Below are 18,263 nucleotides of genomic sequence, written 5' to 3'. Positions count from 1 at the left end.
GCGCCAGCCGCGGGCGGCACGTCTTTCCGGTCCTTCCGGACCCGGTCGCAGACCGGCAAGCAGGCGCGGGTCGAGCCCGCCGCCGAGGAGCCCGCCGCCGACGAGCGGCCCGGCGATGCCCCGGGCGCGAAGCGCAAGCGCCGCCTGTTCCGGCTGCCGGTGCTGGCGGCGATCGTCGGTACGGCGGCGGCGGTGCTGCTGGTGGGGACGGCGGTCGCCATCGGGCTGAACTCGGCGAACCAATCCGCGACGACGCCGGCCGTGACGAAGAACCCGGCGCCCGCGCCGCCGGCCCACACCGCGACCGCCCAGCCGCCCCCGCCCACCGCGGAGGCGCCGCCGCCGTCGACCGCCGATACCCATCCGCCCGCCACCACCGAGACGCCGTCGAGCAGCGCCCCGTCAGCGAAGCCGCAACATGCGCCCCCGCTGGCGGCCGCGCCCGTCCGGCCGGCGGTCCCGCAAGTACCGCAGGCGCCGCCCATCCCGCCGGTCCCCGGCCTCGGCGAACCCATCCCGGGCATGGACCGGGTCAATCAGATCATTCAAGGGATCGCGGGCGACCTGGGAATCAGCGGCATCCCCCAATTGGGTCCGCAGCTGGGAACGACCCGATAGGTCAACCCTTTTCGCCCTTGTTCTCCGCGGTCGCGGCCTCTTTGAGCTTCTCGTTGAGGGCCTTGTCCTTCTCGATCTGGTCCTGCAGGTCTTGCTCGTCGCGGGAATCGTCGGCTTTCTGCTCCACCGAGCCGGCGTTGTCGGGGACTTCGTGCTTGGGATTGCCGTCCTCGTCCAGCCAGTCGTTCACCGCGGTGCCCGACACGCTGCCGCCGGTGCCGGGCAGCACGATGGTGGGCTTTTCTTCGTAGGCCTCCATCATCTCGGCGGCCTTCTCTTTGTCCTTCTCGTCCGGCTCCGGTTTTTCGGTCACCTTCTGCTCGGTGTCCTGGTCAGCCGACTTGTCGTCCTGCACGCTCATGTATCGAACCCCCTCGCAATCGCAGGTCGCGATCTTCAGCGGGGTTACCCGGTGCGGTGTTGTGTCGAAACTCTCATCAGCGGGATCGTTCGCGCTTGACCAGCTCGACCAGCGCCAGCGGGATGCGCATCGGTTCGGGCGCGCTCGCCAGCCGCGCCGCGACCGCCCGCTCCAGCTGGTCGACGAATTCCGCGGCCCGGGCGTCGCGGACCCCGTCGTCCAGCCCGCGCACCAGGGCGGGGAACAGCGCCGCCCGCGCAAAGGCCGCCCACTGCGCGCCGAAGGACTCGGCGTCGCGGTCGGCCTGGAAGCGGGCCCAGAACCGGTCGGCGGCGTTGAACATCTCGAGATGGTCGATCGAGAGGCCCTCGAAGCGGCCGCTGGGCGCGAACGGGGCGCGAAAGTCCTTCTCGCCGCGGGCGAACGTGGGGATGCTCATCCGCCGCACCTCGTCCTGGCGCAGCAGGCCGTCGCGGACGTGTTCGCGCAGCGCCGTGAGCATCGCGTCGAGCAGGGTCGGGAACCCGGAGGTGCCGTCCTCGTCGAGCGCGATCGTCATCACCACCAGCCGGCCGTCGGGGGCCAGTTCGCGGCCGCGGAAGGCCACGAAGTTCAGCCAGTCCAGGGCCGCCTGGTGAGCGTAGGCCGCGCGGGCCGTGTCGTCGTTGCTGTAGGCGACGTGCAGGTGGTCGTGCACTTCGCCCGGCAGCGTGCTCAGCCACTGCGTCGCCCACGACGACCAACCGAGGTTGACCGTCTTGGACGGCACGATCTGGTCGTAGAACGACCGGCCGATCGACGACGCGAACGTGGCGTTGTCCAGGTGCAGGTAGCTCTCCGGGTCGTCGGACAGAGTGTGGAACAGCGCCGAGAAGTCGTTGTCCGGGATGTCGGTGTGCGCCACCAGGATTGCGTGGTCGTGGCGGGTGCGGCGGCGCAGCACCGCGATGGCCGCCGACACCGGCTTCAGCGAATTGTGTCCGTTGGCGGCGCCGTAGTCGGCGATGACGATGGGCTGGGGCGGCTTGGGCAGGGGCACCTGCTCGGCGGCCCGCTCGAACAACGCGATGGCCGGCGCCAGGCCGGCGGCCTGCAGCCGCGACGACTGCGTGTAGACGGGCTCGGGCCGGACCACAATGCTCGATTCGGGCAGCCGGGGCTCGGGCCGCATGATCGTCAGTCCGCCTTCGGGTAACTGACGCCGGTGAGCCGCTCGGAAAGCTCCCAAAGTCGTTGGCAGTCAGCCTCGTTGCGGGCCCGCGCGGGCACCTTGGCCGGCCGGACCCCACCGCCGGCGGCCTCGTAGAAGCCGCGGGGCCCGTAGAACGCGCCGCCCTGGGCGTGCGGCGCGGCCGCGGCGTAGAGCGCCGGGAGGATGCCCTCGTCGATCTCCTGCCAGAAGAACGGCGTGAAGCGCCAGGACGCCTTGTACAGCCGCTCCATCAGCGAGGGCTTGTCGCGGCCGTGCGAGGGCCCCGCGATCTGCAGGTTGGTCTTGGTCAGGCCCGGGTGCGCGGCGTTGGACACGATGCCCCAGCGCGCCGCGCGGCTGCGCCGGTCCAACTCCAGCGCGAACATCAGCACCGCCAGTTTGGACTGGCCGTAGGCCGACATGGCCGCGTAGGACTTCTCGAACTGCGGGTCGTCGAAGTGGATCTTCCCGCTTTGCCGGGCGGCCAGGCTGCTCAGCGAGACGACGCGCGCGTTGCCGGCCGCGCGCAGCAGCGGCAGCAGGTGCCCGGTCAGGGCGAAATGCCCGAGATGGTTGCTGCCGAACTGCAATTCGAACCCGTCAACGGTGGTGTCGCGCTCCGGCGGGGTCATCACGCCGGCGTTGTTGATCAGGATGTCGACGGGGCGGCCCTCGGCGTTGAGTTGTTCACCCAGCGCGGCGACCGCGGCCAGCGACGACAGGTCCAGCGACTTGATGGTGAGCTTGGCGTCGGGCACCGTTTTGCGGATGTCGGCGATCGCCTGTTCCCCTTTGGCGCGATTGCGGATCGCCATGACGACGTCGGCCCCGGCGGCCGCGAGGCGCCGGGCCAGGCCGAAACCCAGGCCGCTGTTGGCGCCGGTGACGATTGCGAGCTTGCCCGACAGGTCGGGCACCGTGGCGACGAGGTCGTTGGCCATGCGTATCACTCCTTACCGGTAGAACCCATAGTGTGCGCCCTTGGCCGGGTGGGCGCGTCGGTGCGGCGCCGTTCGTGAGGCCGCTCCGCGGCGATGCGCTGCGGCCATCAGGCGGTCTCCGACCATAAGGCGCTCTCCGACCATGCGGCGACGCTCGGATTTGATATCACCGGCGATATCGAAATCGGCGGTCGGATGGTGGTTCCGGACTGGTGCTGCTGTGACGGATGTGGCTGGACGGTGGCGGCGCGGCCTCAGTGCCCGCGGGCCACCCACTCCTCGTAGTGCACGATCTCGTCGCCGATCAGGGTGCTGTCGCCGTGGCCGGTGTGCACCACCGTCTCGCCGGGCAGCTTGCCCAGCCGCTCGGAGATGGACTGCAGGATGGTCGGGAAGTCCGAATACGAGCGGCCGGTCGCGCCCGGGCCGCCGGCGAACAGCGTGTCGCCGCTGAACACGACGCCCAGGTCGTGCGAATACCAGCACACCGAGCCGGGGGAGTGCCCCGGCGTGTGCAGCGCCCGCAACTCCGTCCCGCCCACGCTCAGCGTCTCGCCGTCGGAAATGGACCGAAAGTCGCTGTCGGGGTGTGTCATTCGCCAGAGCACCTCGTCGGCCGGATGCAGCAGCACCGGCGCGTCGAGCGTCTTGCCGAGCTCCGGTGCGACCGTCACGTGATCGTTGTGGCCGTGCGTGCACACCACGGCAACCACGTGGCGGCCGGCCACGGCCTCGATGATCGGTGCCGCGTCGTGGGCGGCGTCGAACACCACGACGTTGGAGTTGTCGCCGATCAACCAGATGTTGTTGTCGACTTCCCAACTGCCGCCGTCGAGTTCGAACGTCCCGTGGGTGACCACCTTCTGAATCTCGACCATCAGAGCATCACCACCGAGCGCAGCACCTTGCCGCCGTGCATCTTGTGGAACGCCTCCTCAACGTCGCCGAGGCCGATGCGTTCGGACACGAACTGCTCCAGCGGCAGCCGGCCCTGCAGGTACAGGTCGATCAGGGTGGGGAAGTCGCGCTCGGGCAGGCAGTCGCCGTACCACGACGACTTCAGTGACCCGCCGTGGCTGAAGAAGTCGACCAGCGGCATGTCCAGCTTCATGTCGGGCGTCGGAACCCCTACCAGCACAACGGTTCCCGCGAGGTCGCGAGCGTAGAAGGCCTGTTTCCAGGTTTCGGGGCGGCCGACCGCGTCGATCGCCACGTTGACCCCGAAGCCGTCGGTGAGGTCCTGGATCGCCTCGACTACGTCGGCCTGGCGGGCGTTGACGGTGTGGGTGGCGCCGAACTTGCGGGCCCAGTCCAGCTTGGTGTCGTCGGTGTCGACGGCGATGATCCGCCGGGCGCCGACCAGCGCGGCGCCCGCGATCGCGGCATCGCCGACGCCGCCGCAGCCGATCACCGCGACGGTGTCGTCGCGGGTGACGCCCCCGGTGTTGATCGCCGCGCCGATGCCGGCCATCACCCCGCAGCCGAGCAGGCCCGCAACGGCCGGGTCGGCGGCCGGATCGACCTTGGTGCACTGGCCGGCGTGCACCAGCGTCTTGTCGGCGAACGCGCCGATGCCCAGCGCAGGTGTCAGCTCCGTGCCGTCGGTCAGCGTCATCTTCTGGGCGGCGTTGAAGGTGTCGAAACACAGGTGCGGGCGGCCCCGCTTGCAGGCCCGGCACTGGCCGCAGACGGCCCGCCAGTTCAGGATGACGAAGTCGCCCGGCTCGACGGCGGTCACGCCGGGGCCGACCGCCTCGACCCGGCCGGCGGCCTCGTGGCCGAGCAGGAAGGGGTACTCGTCGTTGATGCCGCCCTCGCGGTAGGTCAGGTCGGTGTGGCACACCCCGCAGGCGACGATGTCGACCAGGGCCTCGCCCGGGCCGGGGTCGGGCACGACGATGTCCACCAGCTCGACGGGTTCGCCCTTCTTGCGTGAAATCACGCCGCGCACTGTCTGACTCATGGCCCCCAACCTACGGTGTACCGTCGCTGACCATGACGGCACCCGAGACCGCGTCGGAAACCTCGAAGGAATTCGCCGGACGCATCGCCGCGGCCATCGACGGCGCCAGCCTGACGCTGCTGCTGAGCATCGGCCACCAGACCGGCCTGCTCGACACGATGGCCGGGCTGGCGCGGGCCACCAGCGCGCAGATCGCCGAAGCGGCCGGCCTCAACGAACGCTACGTGCGCGAGTGGCTGGCCGGCATGACGACCGGACGCGTCGTGGACTACGACGCCGAGTCCGGGACCTACTCGCTGCCCGCGCATCGCGCCGGCGTGCTCACCCGGGCGGCCGGTCCGGACAACCTGGCCCTGGTGGCCCTGTTCGTGCCGCAGCTCGCCGAGGTCGAACAAAAGATCATCGGCTGCTTCCGCGACGGCGGCGGACTGCACTACGGCGAATTTCCCCGATTCCACGCGCTGATGGCCGAGCAGAGCGGCGTCGTGTACGACAAGGCGCTGGTCGACACGGTGCTGCCGCTGGTCGACGGGCTCGTCGAACGTCTGCGCTCCGGGGTCGACGTGGCCGATTTCGGCTGCGGCAGCGGCCACGCGATCAACGTGATGGCCCGCGCGTTTCCGGCCAGCCGGTTCACCGGCGTCGACTTCTCCGACGAGGCGATCGCCGTCGGCGCCCGCGAGGCGGCCGACCTGGGCCTGGCGAACGCGACATTCGAGGCGCAGAACCTGGCGGAGCTGGACCGGCCGGACGCCTACGACGTCATCACCGTGTTCGACGCCATCCACGACCAGGCCCAGCCGGCCCGCGTCCTGGAGAACATCTACCGCGCCCTGCGGCCCGGGGGTGTGCTGTTGATGGCCGACATCAAGGCGTCGAGCCGGCTCGAGGAGAACGTCGGCGTTCCGATGAGCACCTACCTGTACACCACGTCGCTGATGCACTGCATGACCGTGTCGCTGGCGCTGGACGGCGCCGGGCTGGGTGCGGCCTGGGGGGAGCAGCTGGCCACCGCGATGCTGGGCGACGCCGGGTTCGACGACGTGCGGGTGGCCGAGATCGACTCCGACCCGATCAACAACTACTACATCGCCCGGAAGTGATGGCCGCCCTCGACGCCATCACAGACTGGCCCGTCGAGGCGGCCGCCGCGGCGGTGATCGGACCGGGCGGGGTGCTGGCCGGCCACGGCGACACCGAGCGGGCGTTCGAGCTCGCTTCGGTGACCAAGCCGCTGGTGGCCCGCGCCGTGCACGTCGCGGTCGAAGAGGGCGTCGTCGACCTGGACACCCCCGCCGGCCCGCCGGGCGCCACCGTGCGGCACCTGCTGGCGCACGCGTCCGGGCTGGCCATGCACAACGACCACGTGCTGGCCGCGCCGGGGGCGCGGCGCATCTACTCCAACCACGGTTTCACCGTGCTAGCCCAGACCGTCGAGCGCGAGTCCGGCATCGAATTCGGCCGCTACCTGGCCGAGGCGGTGTTCCAGCCGCTGGGGATGGCCTCCACCCGGCTGGACGGCGGCGCGGCGGCCGCGGGGTTCGGGGCGGTGTCGAAGGTCGCCGACCTGGCGAAATTCGCCCTGGAGCTGCTGCGGCCCGCGACGGTGTCGGCCCAGCTGCACGCCGAGGCGACGACCGTGCAATTTCCCGGCCTGGACGGCGTGCTGCCCGGTTACGGCGTCCAGCGGCCCAACGACTGGGGGCTGGGCTTCGAGATCCGGGACGCCAAATCGCCGCACTGGACCGGCGCGTCCAACTCGCCGCGGACCTACGGCCATTTCGGCCAGGCGGGCGGCTTCATCTGGGCGGATCCCGACCGGGACCTGGCGCTGGTGGCCCTGACCAACCGGGATTTCGGGGAGTGGGCGCTGCGGCCGTGGCCGGCGATATCCGACGCCGTGCTAGCCGAATACGGCTAAAGGAAAATGCACACTAGCGCAACATGGGTATCACAGGGCACAATAGACACGCACGACACACAAAATAGTTAGACATCCTGCTCGCCAGGTCCCGCCAGGTCGTTGGGGAAGACGTCCCTCGCGGAACCGAAGGAGCAGGAAATGCGTGCGTCGAATCAATTCGCCGACGTGACGACTGGCGTGGTGTACGTGCACGCCTCGCCCGCGGCGGTGTGCCCGCATGTCGAGTGGGCGTTGTCGTCGACCCTGGGGTCGAAGGCGAACCTCACGTGGACGCCGCAGCCGGCGATGCCCGGACAGTTGCGCGCGGTCACCAACTGGGTGGGCCCGGTGGGCACCGGGGCCCGGCTGGCGAACGCCCTGCGGTCCTGGTCGGTGCTGCGGTTCGAGGTCACCGAGGACCCCAGCCCCGGAGTGGACGGCCAGCGGTTCAGCCACACCCCGCAGCTCGGCCTGTGGAGCGGGGCGATGAGCGCCAACGGCGACGTGATGGTCGGGGAGATGCGGCTGCGCGCGCTGATGGCGCATGGCGCCGACACCCTGGCCGCCGAGCTGGACACGGTGCTGGGCACGGCGTGGGACGACGCGCTGGAGGCGTACCGCGACGGCGGCGAGGTCGGCGAGGTGAGCTGGCTCAGCCGGGGGGTCGGGTAGCCGCTGCGGCGGGTGACCGCCGCGCCGCTACTGGTCACCGGCCCGGCGCAGGATCCGCAGCGCGCCCGGAACCGCCGCGATGTCGGCGGGCAGCGGGCAGGCGAAGTCGCCGTCGGCGTAGACGTTGATCCCCGGGCACTCGACGTGAACGGTTCGGGCCCGCGCGGTGCTCACCTCGTCGAGGTCGACGTGGGTGCCCTTCATCACCGTGGGGAACAGGCGGACGAGCTTCGTCCGCGACGCCGAGTGCACCATGGTGATGTCGAGCAGGCCGTCGGTGTGATCGGCGTGCGGGCAGATCAGCATGCCGCCGCCGTAGCTGCGGGTGTTGCCGAAGGCCGCCAGCGTGATGTCGGCATCGATCTCGCGGGTGCCGTCGAGCACCAGGCGGAACGGCAAGAGCCGCAGCTGCGACAGCTCGGCGAGCATCGCGAGGTAGTACCGCAATCGGCCGTGCGGCCAGCTCATCCGGTTGGCCCGGTCGGTAACCAGGGAGTCGAATCCGGTCGCGGCCACCGTGCCGAACCACTTCTCGGCCCCGGCGGCGTCCCGAATCCGGCCCAGGTCGACGGTCTCGGCGAAGCCGTCGACGATGATGTCGGCCGCGGCTTCCGGATCCTTTGTGGGCAGCCCGAATTCGCGGGCATGGTCGTTGCCGGTACCCGCCGCGACGATGCCCATCGGGACGCCGGTGCCCGCGAGCACCTGCAGCGCGTTGGAGACGACGCCGTCGCCGCCGGTCACCATCACCGCGTCGGCGCCCTTCTCGAGCGCCGCGCTCACCAGGTAACGCGCGTCCTGCGCGTCGTCGCCGATGATCTCGACCACCTCGACCCCGCGACGGTGCAGTCGCGCGATCGCGACCTCCGCCGCCCGGATCGCGGCGCCGTGCCCCGACACCGGATTGGTCAGTGCGATGACCTTCCGAATCTCGCACCGGCTCGTCGTCATGGAATCAGCTTGCCGGGGTTCAGGATTCCGGCGGGGTCCAGCGTCGCCTTCACCGCGCGCAGGACCCGCACGCCCAGTTCGCCCACCTCGTCGCTCATCCAGGGCCGATGGTCGGCGCCGACCGCATGGTGGTGGGTGATCGTCCCGCCGGCGGCCACGATCGCGTCGCACGCGGCCTTTTTCGCGGCCCGCCATTGTTCGATCGGATTGCCGCGCTGCCCGGCGACGACGGTGAAGTACAACGACGCGCCGGTGGGGTAGACGTGCGAAATGTGGCACATCACCAGCGCAGGTGTGCCCGTCGCCGCTAGGGCGTCGGTAAGCGCCTGGGTGACAGCGGCTTTCAACGTGGGGATGTTGGACCAGTCGGTGGCGGTCTCGAGCGTCTCGCAGAGCGCGCCGGCCGACAGCAGCGAGTCGCGCAGGTACGGCGCGCCGAACCGGCCGTGTTCCCAGGCCCGCGCCGGCCCGTCGCCCAGCGACGTGCCGCCCCGCGCCGCGAGCAGGGTGCTGGTTTCGGCGTGCCGGCTTTCGACGTGTTCCGCGCTGCCCTCGAACACGGTGATGGCCAGGCAGCCGCCGGTGATCTGGCTTTCGCCGATCGCGTCGGTGGTGGCCAGGTTGACGCCCGTCTCGGCCTCGTCGGAGAGCCGCAGGACGGTGGGGCCGGTCGCCGTCTGGGTGACCGCGCGCAGGGCGTCGGCGCCGGTCTGGAAGTCGGGGAAGGACCACGCCTCGTAGCGGACGGCTTCCGGGACGCGGTGCACCCGCAGGCGCACGCGGGTGATGACCCCGAAGGCGCCCTCCGAGCCGATCAGCAGCTGGCGCAGGTCGGGGCCGGCGGCGGATTCGGGGGCGCGGCCCAGATCCAAGGTGCCGACCGGGGTGACCACCCGCAGGCCGCGGACCATGTCGTTGAACCGTCCGTAGCCCGCTGAGTCCTGCCCGGACGAGCGGGTGGCGGCGAAACCTCCGATGGTCGCGTACTCGAAGCTCTGCGGGAAATGCCCGAGCGAAAAGCCTTGGGCGCCAAGCAAGCGCTCCGCGTCCGGCCCGGTGACGCCCGCGCCGAACACGGCCTGGCCGGACACCTCGTCGAGCGAGAACAGTTGGTCGAGGCGGCACAGGTCGAGGGTCACCACGGCAGGGAACTCGCCGCGAATGGGATCCAAACCGCCGACCACGCTGGTGCCGCCGCCGAATGGAACGACGGCGATGCGGTGGTGGGAGCAATAGCGCAGGATTGTGGCGACGGCGTCCTCGTCGCCGGGCAGCAGGATGGCGTCGGGCGCGTCCTGCACCCCGGTGTCCTTGCGGCGCAGCAGGTCGAGCGTGGACTTGCCGCCGGCGTGCAGCAACCGGTCCCGGTCCTCGGTGCGGCAGTAGGCCGCGCCGACGAGTTCGGCCAGCGCCTCGCGGTGCGCCCGCGACAGCGCCGAGGGACGCAGCCGCACCCGGTCGGGTTCGAGTTCGGCCGCGGCGGAATCGTCCACTCCCACGGCCTGTTTCAGCAAAGTCCGGATGCCCTCGGAGAGCGGCTTGGCCGCGGCGGGGTCTCCCCACGCGTTCCACTTCATCGGGGGGAGGAGGCCCTCGGGCTGCGTCATGCGTTACAGTATTACACATGCTGTCAATCAGTAACGATCGCGCTCGGGTGGACACCGGGGAGCGCATCCTCGCGGCGGCAGCCAGCTGTGTGGTCGATTTCGGCGTCGACCGGGTGACCCTGGCCGAGATCGCGCGGCGCGCCGGCGTCAGCAGGCCCACGGTGTACCGGCGCTTCCCGGACACCCGGTCGATCGTGGCGGCGCTGCTGACCCGCCACGTCACCGAGGTGATGCGCGCGGCGCCGTTGCTCGGTGACGACAGGGAATCGCTGGTGCGGCAGATCGTTACGGTGGCCAACCTGCTGCGCCGGGACCGGCTCGTGATGTCGGTGCTGCACTCCGAGCTCGCGCCGATCTACATCACCGAACGCCTCGGAACCAGCCAGCACATGCTCATCGACGCCCTCGCCGCACGGCTGCGGGAGGCCCAGCGCAACGGCAGCGTCCGCGCCGGCGACCCCGTCCAGATGGCCACCATGGTGTTGCTGATCGCGCAGTCGACCATCCAGTCGGCGCAGATCGTCGAACCGATCCTGGACGCCGACACGCTGGCCGCCGAACTCGCCTACTCGCTGAACGGATACCTGTCGTGATAGCCGACCCCACCGCGCTGAACGCCGCCCGCCGGGCGGCCGACCTGGCGGCGCTCGCCGAGGGCGAGCCGCTCGACGTCGTGGTGATCGGCGGCGGCATCACCGGCGCGGGCATCGCGCTGGACGCCGCGTCGCGGGGGCTGCGGGTGGCGCTGGTGGAAAAGCACGACCTGGCCTTCGGCACCAGCCGGTGGAGCTCGAAGCTGGTCCACGGCGGCCTGCGTTACCTGGCGACCGGCAACGTGGGGATCGCCCGCCGCAGCGCCCTCGAACGCGGAATCCTGATGAGCCGCAACGCCCCTCACCTGGTGCGCGCGATGCCGCAGGTGGTCCCGTTGCTGCCGTCCATGGGCCGGGGCAAGCGCGCGCTGGTGCGCGCGGGGTTCCTGGCCGGCGACGCGTTGCGGATGCTCGCGGGCACGTCGTCGTCGACCCTGCCCCGGTCGCGGCGAATCGGGGCGGACCGCGTGGTGCAGATGGCGCCCACGGTCCGGCGCGACGGCCTCGACGGCGGCCTGCTGGCCTACGACGGGCAGTTGATCGACGACGCCCGGCTGGTCACCGCGGTCGCGCGCACCGCCGCGCAGCACGGCGCCCGGGTCCTGACCTACGTGGCGGCGTCGCACGCCACCGGCACCTCGGTGCGGTTGACCGACCGGCGCACCGGGCAGTCGTTCGACGTTTCGGCCCGCGCCGTGATCAACGCGGCCGGGGTGTGGGCGGCCGAGATCGACGGCCTGTTACGGCTGCGGCCCAGCCGCGGCACCCACCTGGTGTTCGATGCCGCCGCGTTCGGCAATCCCACCGCGGCGCTGACCATTCCGATTCCGGGCGAGCTCAATCGATTCGTTTTCGCCATGCCCGAGCAGCTGGGGCGGGTGTACCTGGGGCTGACCGACGAGGCGGCCCCCGGACCGATCCCGGAGGTGCCCACGCCGTCCGCGGACGAGGTCACCTTCCTGCTGGACACCGTGAACACGGCGTTGGGCGTCGCGCTCGGCCCGGCCGACGTCATCGGGGCGTACGCCGGGCTGCGGCCGCTGATCGACACCGGCGAGGGCCGCACCGCCGACGTCTCGCGCGAACACGCCGTCGTCGAATCGGCGTCGGGGGTCATCAGCGTGATCGGCGGCAAGCTGACCGAATACCGGTACATGGCGCAGGATGTGCTGGACCGCGCCGTCGGCCTGCGGCGCCTGCGGGCCGCGAAGTGCCGGACCCACAACCTGCCCCTGATCGGCGCGCCCGCCAACCCCGGGGCGGTCGACGCGGGGGCGGGCGCCGGGTTGCCGGCGTCGCTGGTGCAGCGCTACGGCGCCGAGGCCGCCAAGGTCGTCGCCACCGCCGCCTGCAAGCGGCCGACCGAGCCGGTCGCCGAGGGCATCGACGTCACCCGGGCGGAATTCGAGTACGCGATCACCCACGAGGGCGCGCTGGACGTCTCCGACATCGTGGATCGGCGGACCCGCATCGGGTTGGTGGAGTCCGATCGCGAGCGGGTGCTGGCGGTGGCGGAGGAGTTCGTGGCGCGGTTCGGCTAGGGCGCCAGGCCGATGTCCTCGTGCCACAGGTCGGGGTGCTCGGCGATGAAGGCCGCCATCATCGTTGCGCAGCGCTCGTCGTCGAGCACCGTGACGCTGATTCCGTTGGCGGCCAGCCAATCGTGCCCGCCGGTGAACGTCCGCGATTCGCCGACCAACAGCGAGCCGATGTTGAACTGGCGCACCAGGCCGCTGCAGTACCAGCACGGCGCGAGGGTCGTCACCATGACGGTGGACCGGTAGTCGCGCTGCCGACCGGCAGCGCGGAAGGCATCGACCTCGGCGTGCAACGAGGGGTCGCCCCGTTGCACGCGGCGATTGCGGCCGCGCCCGAGCAGCACGCCGTCCGCGGTGAACAGCGCGGCCCCGATCGGGATGCCGCCCTCCGCCAGGCCGGCGCGCGCCTCGTCCAGGGCGACGTCCATCATCGCCGCCGCGGGGAGAGTCATGGGCACATCTTCCCCTACAGGCCCTCGCGCTGTTTGTGACTGTGAATATCGAATGACAGAGACTATCATTTCATGCATGACCTTCACGCGTGTTCCCGTGCTCATCGTCGGCGCCGGGGCCGCCGGCCTGACCACGTCGGCGTTGCTGGCCCAACACGGCGTCCGCTCGCTGCTGGTGGAAAGACGGCGCGAGGTGTTCATCTATCCAAAGGCCCGCAACCTGAGCTTCCGCAGCCTGGAGATCCTGCGGGGTCTGGGTCTGCGCGACGAGGTCCATGCGGTGGCCGACCACGTTTCGGCCCTGATGGTCCGGCCGGCGCTCAACAGCGCCGAGGAGCGACTGGCCATCGACATCAACGCGATCTTCGCGGGCCTCGACGCGCTGAGTCCCGAGCCGGCGGCGCAGTACTGCCCGCAGAGCCGGCTCGAACCGATCCTGCTCGCCGACACGCGCCGCCGGGGCGGCGAGGTGCGGTACGGGACGGAGCTGGCGTCGCTCGAGCAGGACGGGGCGGGGGTCACCGCGGTGCTGCGCGACCGGGACACCGGCCAGTCCGAGACCGTCCGGGCCGATTACCTCGTCGCCGCCGACGGTGTGCACAGCCCGATCCGAAATCGGTTGGGCATCAACACGTCCGGCTACGGCGCGCTCCCGATCTTCGTCGTCTTCATCTACTTCCGCGCGCCCTGGACGAAGTACGTCTCGAACTTGGCCGACGGCGACGCCGTGCAGGTCAAGAACGCCGACGTGGACGGCATCTTCCTGTTGGTCGACGGGGAGCTGGGCATGTTCACCACCACGTACTTCCCCAACAAGGGCGAATCGGCCGAGGAGTTCACGCCGCAGCGCTGCCGCGAGATGCTCACCAGCGCGATCGGCGAGCGGATCGACATCGACGTCATCGAGGTCGCGGCGTGGCAGCCCTACGAGCAGGTGGCCGATCAATTCGGCTGCGGGCGAGTCTTTCTCGTCGGCGATGCCCCCCACACCATGCCGCCGTTCAAGGCAGGCGGGGCCAACACCGCCATCCAGAGCGCGCACAACCTGGCCTGGAAACTGGCCGCCGTAGTGGACGGGACCGCCGACCCGGCGCTGCTGGACACCTACCACGCCGAGCGGCACCCGATCGGGCGGTTCGCCGCCCGGCAGTCGCTGACCGGCCCGACGCTTGCCGTTCTTCCCATGAGTGACGACGGCCCGCGGCTGCCGGCCGACGAAGAGTGCTCGATGTTCGAACTGCTCATCGGCTACCGGTATGGCGCGGATACGGTGCAGCTGGTGGGGGAGTTGCGCGGCCAAACCGGCACCCGGGTCCCGCACGTCTGGGTGCGCGACGGCGTGTCGACGCTCGACCTGCTGGGGCCGGGGTTCACCGTGCTCGCCGGCGACGAACGGTGGTGTGCCGCCGCGGTTTCGGCGTCGGTAGCCGCACACCGGATCTATTGCGACGAGTGGGCGGCGGCCACCGGGCTCGCGCCCGACGGGGCGCTATTGGTCCGCCCGGACGACTTCGTCGGGTGGCGCTGGGAAGCGCTGCCTGCGGATCCCGAAGCCGAACTGCGCCAGGCGCTTACGGCGATCCTCTGCCGCTAACGCTCCGCGAGCAGACGCAAAATCGCACGGCGCGGGTACCGCGCGTGCGATTTTGCGTCTGCTGGCGGAGTTAACTAGCCATCGGTGGGCGATTTAGGTGGGTTGCGATGCGGTCGGCGAGGCGGTCGGGTTCCCGTCGTACGTCGTCGACGACGATCGGGATGATCGTCCACCCAAGCTCCTGGATCTTGGCCCACCGCGATTTGTCGCGGAGCATTTCCATGCGACCGACATGCCAGTCGATGCTCTCGTATTCAGCTGCCAATCGCATGTGCGGCCATGCGAAGTCGACGCGCCACAACTCGCCATCGCGGCCGACGATCGGATGCTGCAGCTCAGGGAGCGGTAGCCCTCGATCGAGCATCACCAGTCGCGCCTCGCTTTCCATGGCCGATTCCGCACGTCCATCCGCCAATGGCAGCAGTGCGCGCACAGCAACGATGCCCCGACGTCCTCGCTGCTCCTCAACGGCTTGACCAATTTCGTTGCGAGTGCACCACATCGAGCGCAATGCCGCGTCGAGCGTCGCCAGCGTCCTCGGTCGGCGCAGCTGCCTTGCGACCTCCACCGCGGTCCATGCCGGTGCCGTCGCCAGACGACCACCTATTCGTTGGAGCCGGGCTCCGGTGCGTTGGTGGACCATCAGGCCGACCGTAGGGCGCATGCGTACACCGGGATCGAGTACGTGGATAGCCGTGGAGTTCTCGGTGTCGAACCCGTACAACGTCGCGGCAGTGCCCATGCATGCGACCGCATGCCGACCCATGAAGACATCCAGTGCGGCCAAGCGTCCCAGTAAATCTGGCTGCGCTGCACCGTAAACTCCGTGCCACACGCGGACGAGTCCACCGTTTCGGACTTGAACGTCGAGCTGTTGACGAGTCATGACTGTCAGCAGCTGTGTGGTCGTCGCGAATCCGATTCTGTTCAGAAGGTTGAGCGCTTCAGTGTGCACCGCGAAAGCATGCGAAGAGCGGGCTCGAATGCGCCAGTCAGCCCTGGGGATTAGCCCGGCGAGCAGACGCAAAATCGCACGGCGGCGGGTACCGCGCGTGCGATTTTGTGTCTGCTCGCCGTTAAAGGTGACCTACAGCGGGATGTTCTTGTGGCGACCGCGGCGCGCCGGCGCCTGGGCCAGCGCCTCGGTGAGCTTGCTGCGGGTGTGCGACGGGTCGATCTTCTCGTCGACCACACCGATCTCGATGGCGCTGTCCACCCCGCCGGCGATCTTCTCGTGCTCGGCGGCAAGCTCGTCGTGCAGCGCCTCGCGCTCGTGGTCGGCCGCGGCGGCCAGCTTCTTCTTGTGCAGGATGCCGACGGCGGCCTTGGCGCCCATCACGGCGACCTCGGCGTCCGGCCACGCGTAGACCTTGGTCGCGTTCAGCGACCGGGAGTTCATCGCAATGTAGGCCCCGCCGTAGGTCTTTCGGGTGACCAGGGTGACGCGCGGGACCGTGCACTCGCCGAACGCGTGCAACAGCTTCGCGCCGCGGCGCACCACGCCGCCCCACTCCTGGTCGACACCGGGCAGGTAGCCCGGCACGTCGACGACCACGATCAGCGGAATCCCGAACGCGTCGCAGAGGCGCACGAAACGTGCCGCCTTCTCGGCGCTTTCGGAGTTCAGGCAGCCGCCCAGCCGCAACGGGTTGTTCGCGAGCACGCCGACCGTGCGACCCGACAGCCGGCCCAGGCCGATCACCATCGACGGCGCCCAGTTGGCCTGGAACTCGTCGAACGGCGTCTCGTCGTCCAGGATCGCGGTGACGATCGGGCGCACGTCGTAGGCCCGCCGGGACGATTCCGGCAGCAGCGCGTGGATGTCGGTGTCACCCGCTTCGGCCTTGGAGCGGTCGAAATGTCCCTGCTGGCAGAACAATCCGACCAGGCGGCGGCCACGCTCGTAGGCGTCGAGCTCGTCGTCGGCGACGATGTGGCAGACCCCGGACTTCTTGTGGTGGGTCTCGGGCCCGCCGAGGGACGCCATGTCCACGTCCTCGCCGGTCACGCTGCGCACCACGTCCGGCCCGGTGACGAACACCCGGCTCTCCGGCGCCATCACGATGACGTCGGTCAGGGCCGGGCCGTAGGCCGCGCCGCCGGCGGCGAAGCCGACCACCACCGAGATCTGTGGGACATACCCCGAGGCGCGGATCATCGCCTCGAACACCGTCCCGACCGCGTGCAACGCCTTCACGCCCTCGGCCAGGCGCGCACCGCCGGAGTGCCAGATCCCCACGATCGGGCTCTGCTCCTCGATGGCGGTGTCGTAGGCGTTGACGATGTGCGCACACCCCTCGACACCCATGGCGCCGCCCATCACGGTGCCGTCGGTGCAGAACGCGATCGTGCGCACGCCGTTCACGGTTCCCGAAGCGGAAAGCACACCCGAGCGGTCACGCTCGTGCAGCAGCTCCACGCTGCCCTCGTCGAAGAAGTTGCTCAGACGCAGCAACGGGTCCCTGGGGTCGAGCGACTCGCCGACCGACGCGGGGGCCATGATTGTCATCGCAGGTCTCCTGTTCTCCGGGTGTGCTCTCTGGTGGGAGGCGGTGCTCAGTACCGCCCGAACGCGATCGCGACGTTGTGCCCGCCGAATCCGAACGAGTTGTTGATCGCGTACTCGTAGTTGCCCGGCCGCGGCTTGCCCGCCACCACGTCCAGATCGATTTCTGGGTCGAGGTTTTCGAGGTTCAGCGTCGGCGGAACGACCTGGTCCCGCAGCGCGAGCACGGTCAGGATCGACTCGACCGCGCCCACCGCACCGACCGAGTGGCCCAGGGCCGCCTTCGGCGCGTAGACGGCCGCGTTGCCCCCGTGGGCGCCCAGGGCGTTGTTGATCGCCTTGCTCTCCGCCACGTCGCCCACCGACGTGCCGGTGGCGTGCGCGTTCACGTGGTGAATGTCGCTCGGGGACAGGCCGGCCAGCTGGATCGCCCGGCTCATCGCGTGTCCGGCCCGCAACCCGTTGGGGTCCGGCGCGACCATGTGGTAGCCGTCCGAGGTGATGGCGGCGCCCATGATGCGGGCCAGGATGTTGGCCCCGCGAGCCTTGGCGTGCTCCTCGGTCTCGATCACCAAGAGCGCCCCCGCCTCGCCGAACACGAAGCCGGTGCGGTCCCGGTCGAACGGGCGGCAGGCGCCCGCCGGGTCGTCGTTCTTGGTCGACATCACGATGCGCATCTGGGCGAACGCCGCGATCGGCACCGCCTCGATCTTGGTCTCGACGCCGCCGCAGATGGCGATGTCGGCCTCACCGAAGACGATGTTGCGCCAGGCCTGGGCCACGCCCTCGGAACCGGACGCGCACGCCGACACGGGCGTGATCACGCCGGCCTTGGCGTGCCGTTCCAGGCCCACCGCCGCGGCGGCGCCGTTGGGCATGTACTTCTGCACCCCGAGCGGCGAGACGGCCTTCATGCCACGAGCGCGCATGTCGTCGTAGCTGAAGACCATCTCCTCCGACGAGCCCAAGCCGGTGCCGATGGACACCATCAGGCGGTCGGAGTCGACCTCGGGCGAGCCGGCGTTCTCCCAGACCCGGCGGCTCAAGATGGTGGACATCCGCTGCAGGTAACCCGTGCGCCGCAGCTCGACGCGGGTCATCTGGCTGTCGAATTCCTCCTGCAGGTGCCCACCGATCTTGACCGGCAGGTCGAACTCCTCGACGAACGGGTCGTCGAGCTTGCGGATACCGCTTTGGCTGTCCAACAACAGCTTCCAGGTGGTGTCGGCATCAGTTGCCAGAGCGGTCGTCATGGCAACGCCGGTGACGACCACGTTCGGGAGTGTCTTCCCGGTAACTAGCTCTGTCATGGGTCTTGCGAACGTTCCTTCCGTGCTTAGTGGTGATCGCCATCCCGGCGAGGCCGGGGGAA

Annotated in this window: 17 protein-coding genes and 1 pseudogene; 7 read left to right on the top strand and 11 right to left on the bottom strand. The window is 70.1% G+C overall.

Going from position 1 to position 18,263, the window contains the following annotated elements:
* Positions 1-618: pseudogene (locus HMPREF0591_RS33215) on the top strand (Hsp70 family protein); the annotation flags it as partial.
* A 1-nt stretch (position 619) separates the two neighbouring features.
* Here the strand turns inward: HMPREF0591_RS33215 and HMPREF0591_RS22190 are convergent.
* The 5 genes from HMPREF0591_RS22190 to HMPREF0591_RS22170 form a co-directional block, all read right to left on the bottom strand.
* Positions 620-979, bottom strand: a complete 360-nt coding sequence (locus tag HMPREF0591_RS22190; protein WP_007170906.1) for a hypothetical protein — start codon at positions 977-979, stop codon at positions 620-622.
* 76 nt (positions 980-1,055) lie between these two features.
* The gene (locus tag HMPREF0591_RS22185; RefSeq protein ID WP_007170905.1) at positions 1,056-2,150 is read right to left on the bottom strand and encodes a class I SAM-dependent methyltransferase; all 1,095 of its coding nucleotides are present in this window, start codon (positions 2,148-2,150) and stop codon (positions 1,056-1,058) included.
* A 5-nt stretch (positions 2,151-2,155) separates the two neighbouring features.
* Complete coding sequence (locus tag HMPREF0591_RS22180; RefSeq protein WP_007170904.1) at positions 2,156-3,112, bottom strand: SDR family oxidoreductase; 957 nt, start codon at positions 3,110-3,112, stop codon at positions 2,156-2,158.
* A 254-nt stretch (positions 3,113-3,366) separates the two neighbouring features.
* Positions 3,367-3,990 carry an MBL fold metallo-hydrolase gene (locus tag HMPREF0591_RS22175; RefSeq protein ID WP_007170903.1) on the bottom strand — a complete coding sequence of 208 codons (624 nt, stop codon included), beginning with the start codon at positions 3,988-3,990 and terminating at the stop codon, positions 3,367-3,369.
* A complete protein-coding gene (locus tag HMPREF0591_RS22170; protein ID WP_007170902.1) occupies positions 3,990-5,075 on the bottom strand; it encodes an S-(hydroxymethyl)mycothiol dehydrogenase in 1,086 nt (361 codons plus the stop codon). The genes HMPREF0591_RS22175 and HMPREF0591_RS22170 overlap by 1 nt, the downstream gene beginning before the upstream one ends.
* A 32-nt stretch (positions 5,076-5,107) precedes the next feature.
* Between HMPREF0591_RS22170 and HMPREF0591_RS22165 the strand changes: the two genes are divergently transcribed.
* The 3 genes from HMPREF0591_RS22165 (at position 5,108) to HMPREF0591_RS22155 (ending at position 7,650) form a co-directional block, all read left to right on the top strand.
* Positions 5,108-6,178: a class I SAM-dependent methyltransferase gene (locus HMPREF0591_RS22165; RefSeq protein ID WP_007170901.1), complete on the top strand. Its 1,071-nt coding sequence runs from the start codon at positions 5,108-5,110 to the stop codon at positions 6,176-6,178.
* Complete coding sequence (locus tag HMPREF0591_RS22160; protein ID WP_007170900.1) at positions 6,178-6,996, top strand: serine hydrolase domain-containing protein; 819 nt, start codon at positions 6,178-6,180, stop codon at positions 6,994-6,996. The genes HMPREF0591_RS22165 and HMPREF0591_RS22160 overlap by 1 nt, the downstream gene beginning before the upstream one ends.
* Positions 6,997-7,137: 141 nt before the next feature.
* Positions 7,138-7,650, top strand: coding sequence for a DUF3145 domain-containing protein (locus HMPREF0591_RS22155; RefSeq protein ID WP_040623631.1), 513 nt, complete (start codon positions 7,138-7,140; stop codon positions 7,648-7,650).
* Between the two features lie 27 nt (positions 7,651-7,677).
* On the opposite strand, the gene HMPREF0591_RS22150 is transcribed toward HMPREF0591_RS22155, so the two are convergent.
* Together HMPREF0591_RS22150 and HMPREF0591_RS22145 are read right to left on the bottom strand one after the other, a co-directional pair.
* Complete coding sequence (locus tag HMPREF0591_RS22150; protein WP_007170898.1) at positions 7,678-8,601, bottom strand: diacylglycerol kinase; 924 nt, start codon at positions 8,599-8,601, stop codon at positions 7,678-7,680.
* Positions 8,598-10,178 carry an FAD-linked oxidase C-terminal domain-containing protein gene (locus HMPREF0591_RS22145; RefSeq protein WP_085981715.1) on the bottom strand — a complete coding sequence of 527 codons (1,581 nt, stop codon included), beginning with the start codon at positions 10,176-10,178 and terminating at the stop codon, positions 8,598-8,600. Before HMPREF0591_RS22145 ends, HMPREF0591_RS22150 begins: the two co-directional genes overlap by 4 nt.
* A gap of 47 nt (positions 10,179-10,225) precedes the next feature.
* On the opposite strand from HMPREF0591_RS22145, the gene HMPREF0591_RS22140 reads away from it, so the two are divergent.
* Together HMPREF0591_RS22140 and HMPREF0591_RS22135 are read left to right on the top strand one after the other, a co-directional pair.
* Positions 10,226-10,801 (top strand): TetR/AcrR family transcriptional regulator, encoded by a 576-nt coding sequence (locus HMPREF0591_RS22140; RefSeq protein ID WP_007170896.1) that lies wholly within the window; start codon positions 10,226-10,228, stop codon positions 10,799-10,801.
* Positions 10,798-12,342: a glycerol-3-phosphate dehydrogenase/oxidase gene (locus HMPREF0591_RS22135; RefSeq protein WP_007170895.1), complete on the top strand. Its 1,545-nt coding sequence runs from the start codon at positions 10,798-10,800 to the stop codon at positions 12,340-12,342. The genes HMPREF0591_RS22140 and HMPREF0591_RS22135 overlap by 4 nt, the downstream gene beginning before the upstream one ends.
* On the opposite strand, the gene HMPREF0591_RS22130 is transcribed toward HMPREF0591_RS22135, so the two are convergent.
* Positions 12,339-12,770 carry a nucleoside deaminase gene (locus HMPREF0591_RS22130; RefSeq protein WP_040623630.1) on the bottom strand — a complete coding sequence of 144 codons (432 nt, stop codon included), beginning with the start codon at positions 12,768-12,770 and terminating at the stop codon, positions 12,339-12,341. The genes HMPREF0591_RS22135 and HMPREF0591_RS22130 overlap by 4 nt on opposite strands.
* Before the next feature lie 97 nt (positions 12,771-12,867).
* On the opposite strand from HMPREF0591_RS22130, the gene HMPREF0591_RS22125 reads away from it, so the two are divergent.
* A complete protein-coding gene (locus tag HMPREF0591_RS22125) occupies positions 12,868-14,385 on the top strand; it encodes an FAD-dependent monooxygenase (RefSeq protein ID WP_040623629.1) in 1,518 nt (505 codons plus the stop codon).
* Between the two features lie 70 nt (positions 14,386-14,455).
* Here the strand turns inward: HMPREF0591_RS22125 and HMPREF0591_RS22120 are convergent, their stop codons facing one another.
* The 3 genes from HMPREF0591_RS22120 to kasB form a co-directional block, all read right to left on the bottom strand.
* Positions 14,456-15,340: a hypothetical protein gene (locus HMPREF0591_RS22120; protein WP_007170892.1), complete on the bottom strand. Its 885-nt coding sequence runs from the start codon at positions 15,338-15,340 to the stop codon at positions 14,456-14,458.
* A 132-nt stretch (positions 15,341-15,472) separates the two neighbouring features.
* Positions 15,473-16,894, bottom strand: coding sequence for an acyl-CoA carboxylase subunit beta (locus tag HMPREF0591_RS22115; protein ID WP_007170891.1), 1,422 nt, complete (start codon positions 16,892-16,894; stop codon positions 15,473-15,475).
* A gap of 47 nt (positions 16,895-16,941) precedes the next feature.
* The gene (gene kasB / locus HMPREF0591_RS22110) at positions 16,942-18,201 is read right to left on the bottom strand and encodes a 3-oxoacyl-ACP synthase KasB (RefSeq protein ID WP_007170890.1); all 1,260 of its coding nucleotides are present in this window, start codon (positions 18,199-18,201) and stop codon (positions 16,942-16,944) included.
* Positions 18,202-18,263: the final 62 nt, after the last annotated feature.

The organism is Mycobacterium parascrofulaceum ATCC BAA-614, assembly GCF_000164135.1.
Taxonomy (GTDB): Bacteria; Actinomycetota; Actinomycetes; order Mycobacteriales; family Mycobacteriaceae; genus Mycobacterium; species Mycobacterium parascrofulaceum.
The sequence above is the reverse complement of the archived record's forward strand: the minus strand, read 5'-3'. Positions and strand labels throughout refer to the sequence as shown.

Excerpts from the sequence above, each read along its gene's own strand:
- HMPREF0591_RS22185 (WP_007170905.1), bottom strand. The coding sequence starts at position 2,150 with ATGCGGCCCGAGCCCCGGCTGCCCGAATCGAGCATTGTGGTCCGGCCC.
- HMPREF0591_RS22130 (WP_040623630.1), bottom strand. The coding sequence starts at position 12,770 with ATGATGGACGTCGCCCTGGACGAGGCGCGCGCCGGCCTGGCGGAGGGC.
- HMPREF0591_RS22160 (WP_007170900.1), top strand. The coding sequence starts at position 6,178 with ATGGCCGCCCTCGACGCCATCACAGACTGGCCCGTCGAGGCGGCCGCC.
- kasB (WP_007170890.1), bottom strand. The coding sequence starts at position 18,201 with ATGACAGAGCTAGTTACCGGGAAGACACTCCCGAACGTGGTCGTCACC.
- HMPREF0591_RS22145 (WP_085981715.1), bottom strand. The coding sequence starts at position 10,178 with ATGAAGTGGAACGCGTGGGGAGACCCCGCCGCGGCCAAGCCGCTCTCC.
- HMPREF0591_RS22190 (WP_007170906.1), bottom strand. The coding sequence starts at position 979 with ATGAGCGTGCAGGACGACAAGTCGGCTGACCAGGACACCGAGCAGAAG.
- HMPREF0591_RS22155 (WP_040623631.1), top strand. The coding sequence starts at position 7,138 with ATGCGTGCGTCGAATCAATTCGCCGACGTGACGACTGGCGTGGTGTAC.
- HMPREF0591_RS22140 (WP_007170896.1), top strand. The coding sequence starts at position 10,226 with ATGCTGTCAATCAGTAACGATCGCGCTCGGGTGGACACCGGGGAGCGC.
- HMPREF0591_RS22175 (WP_007170903.1), bottom strand. The coding sequence starts at position 3,990 with ATGGTCGAGATTCAGAAGGTGGTCACCCACGGGACGTTCGAACTCGAC.
- HMPREF0591_RS22170 (WP_007170902.1), bottom strand. The coding sequence starts at position 5,075 with ATGAGTCAGACAGTGCGCGGCGTGATTTCACGCAAGAAGGGCGAACCC.
- HMPREF0591_RS22115 (WP_007170891.1), bottom strand. The coding sequence starts at position 16,894 with ATGACAATCATGGCCCCCGCGTCGGTCGGCGAGTCGCTCGACCCCAGG.
- HMPREF0591_RS22180 (WP_007170904.1), bottom strand. The coding sequence starts at position 3,112 with ATGGCCAACGACCTCGTCGCCACGGTGCCCGACCTGTCGGGCAAGCTC.
- HMPREF0591_RS22165 (WP_007170901.1), top strand. The coding sequence starts at position 5,108 with ATGACGGCACCCGAGACCGCGTCGGAAACCTCGAAGGAATTCGCCGGA.
- HMPREF0591_RS22150 (WP_007170898.1), bottom strand. The coding sequence starts at position 8,601 with ATGACGACGAGCCGGTGCGAGATTCGGAAGGTCATCGCACTGACCAAT.
- HMPREF0591_RS22125 (WP_040623629.1), top strand. The coding sequence starts at position 12,868 with ATGACCTTCACGCGTGTTCCCGTGCTCATCGTCGGCGCCGGGGCCGCC.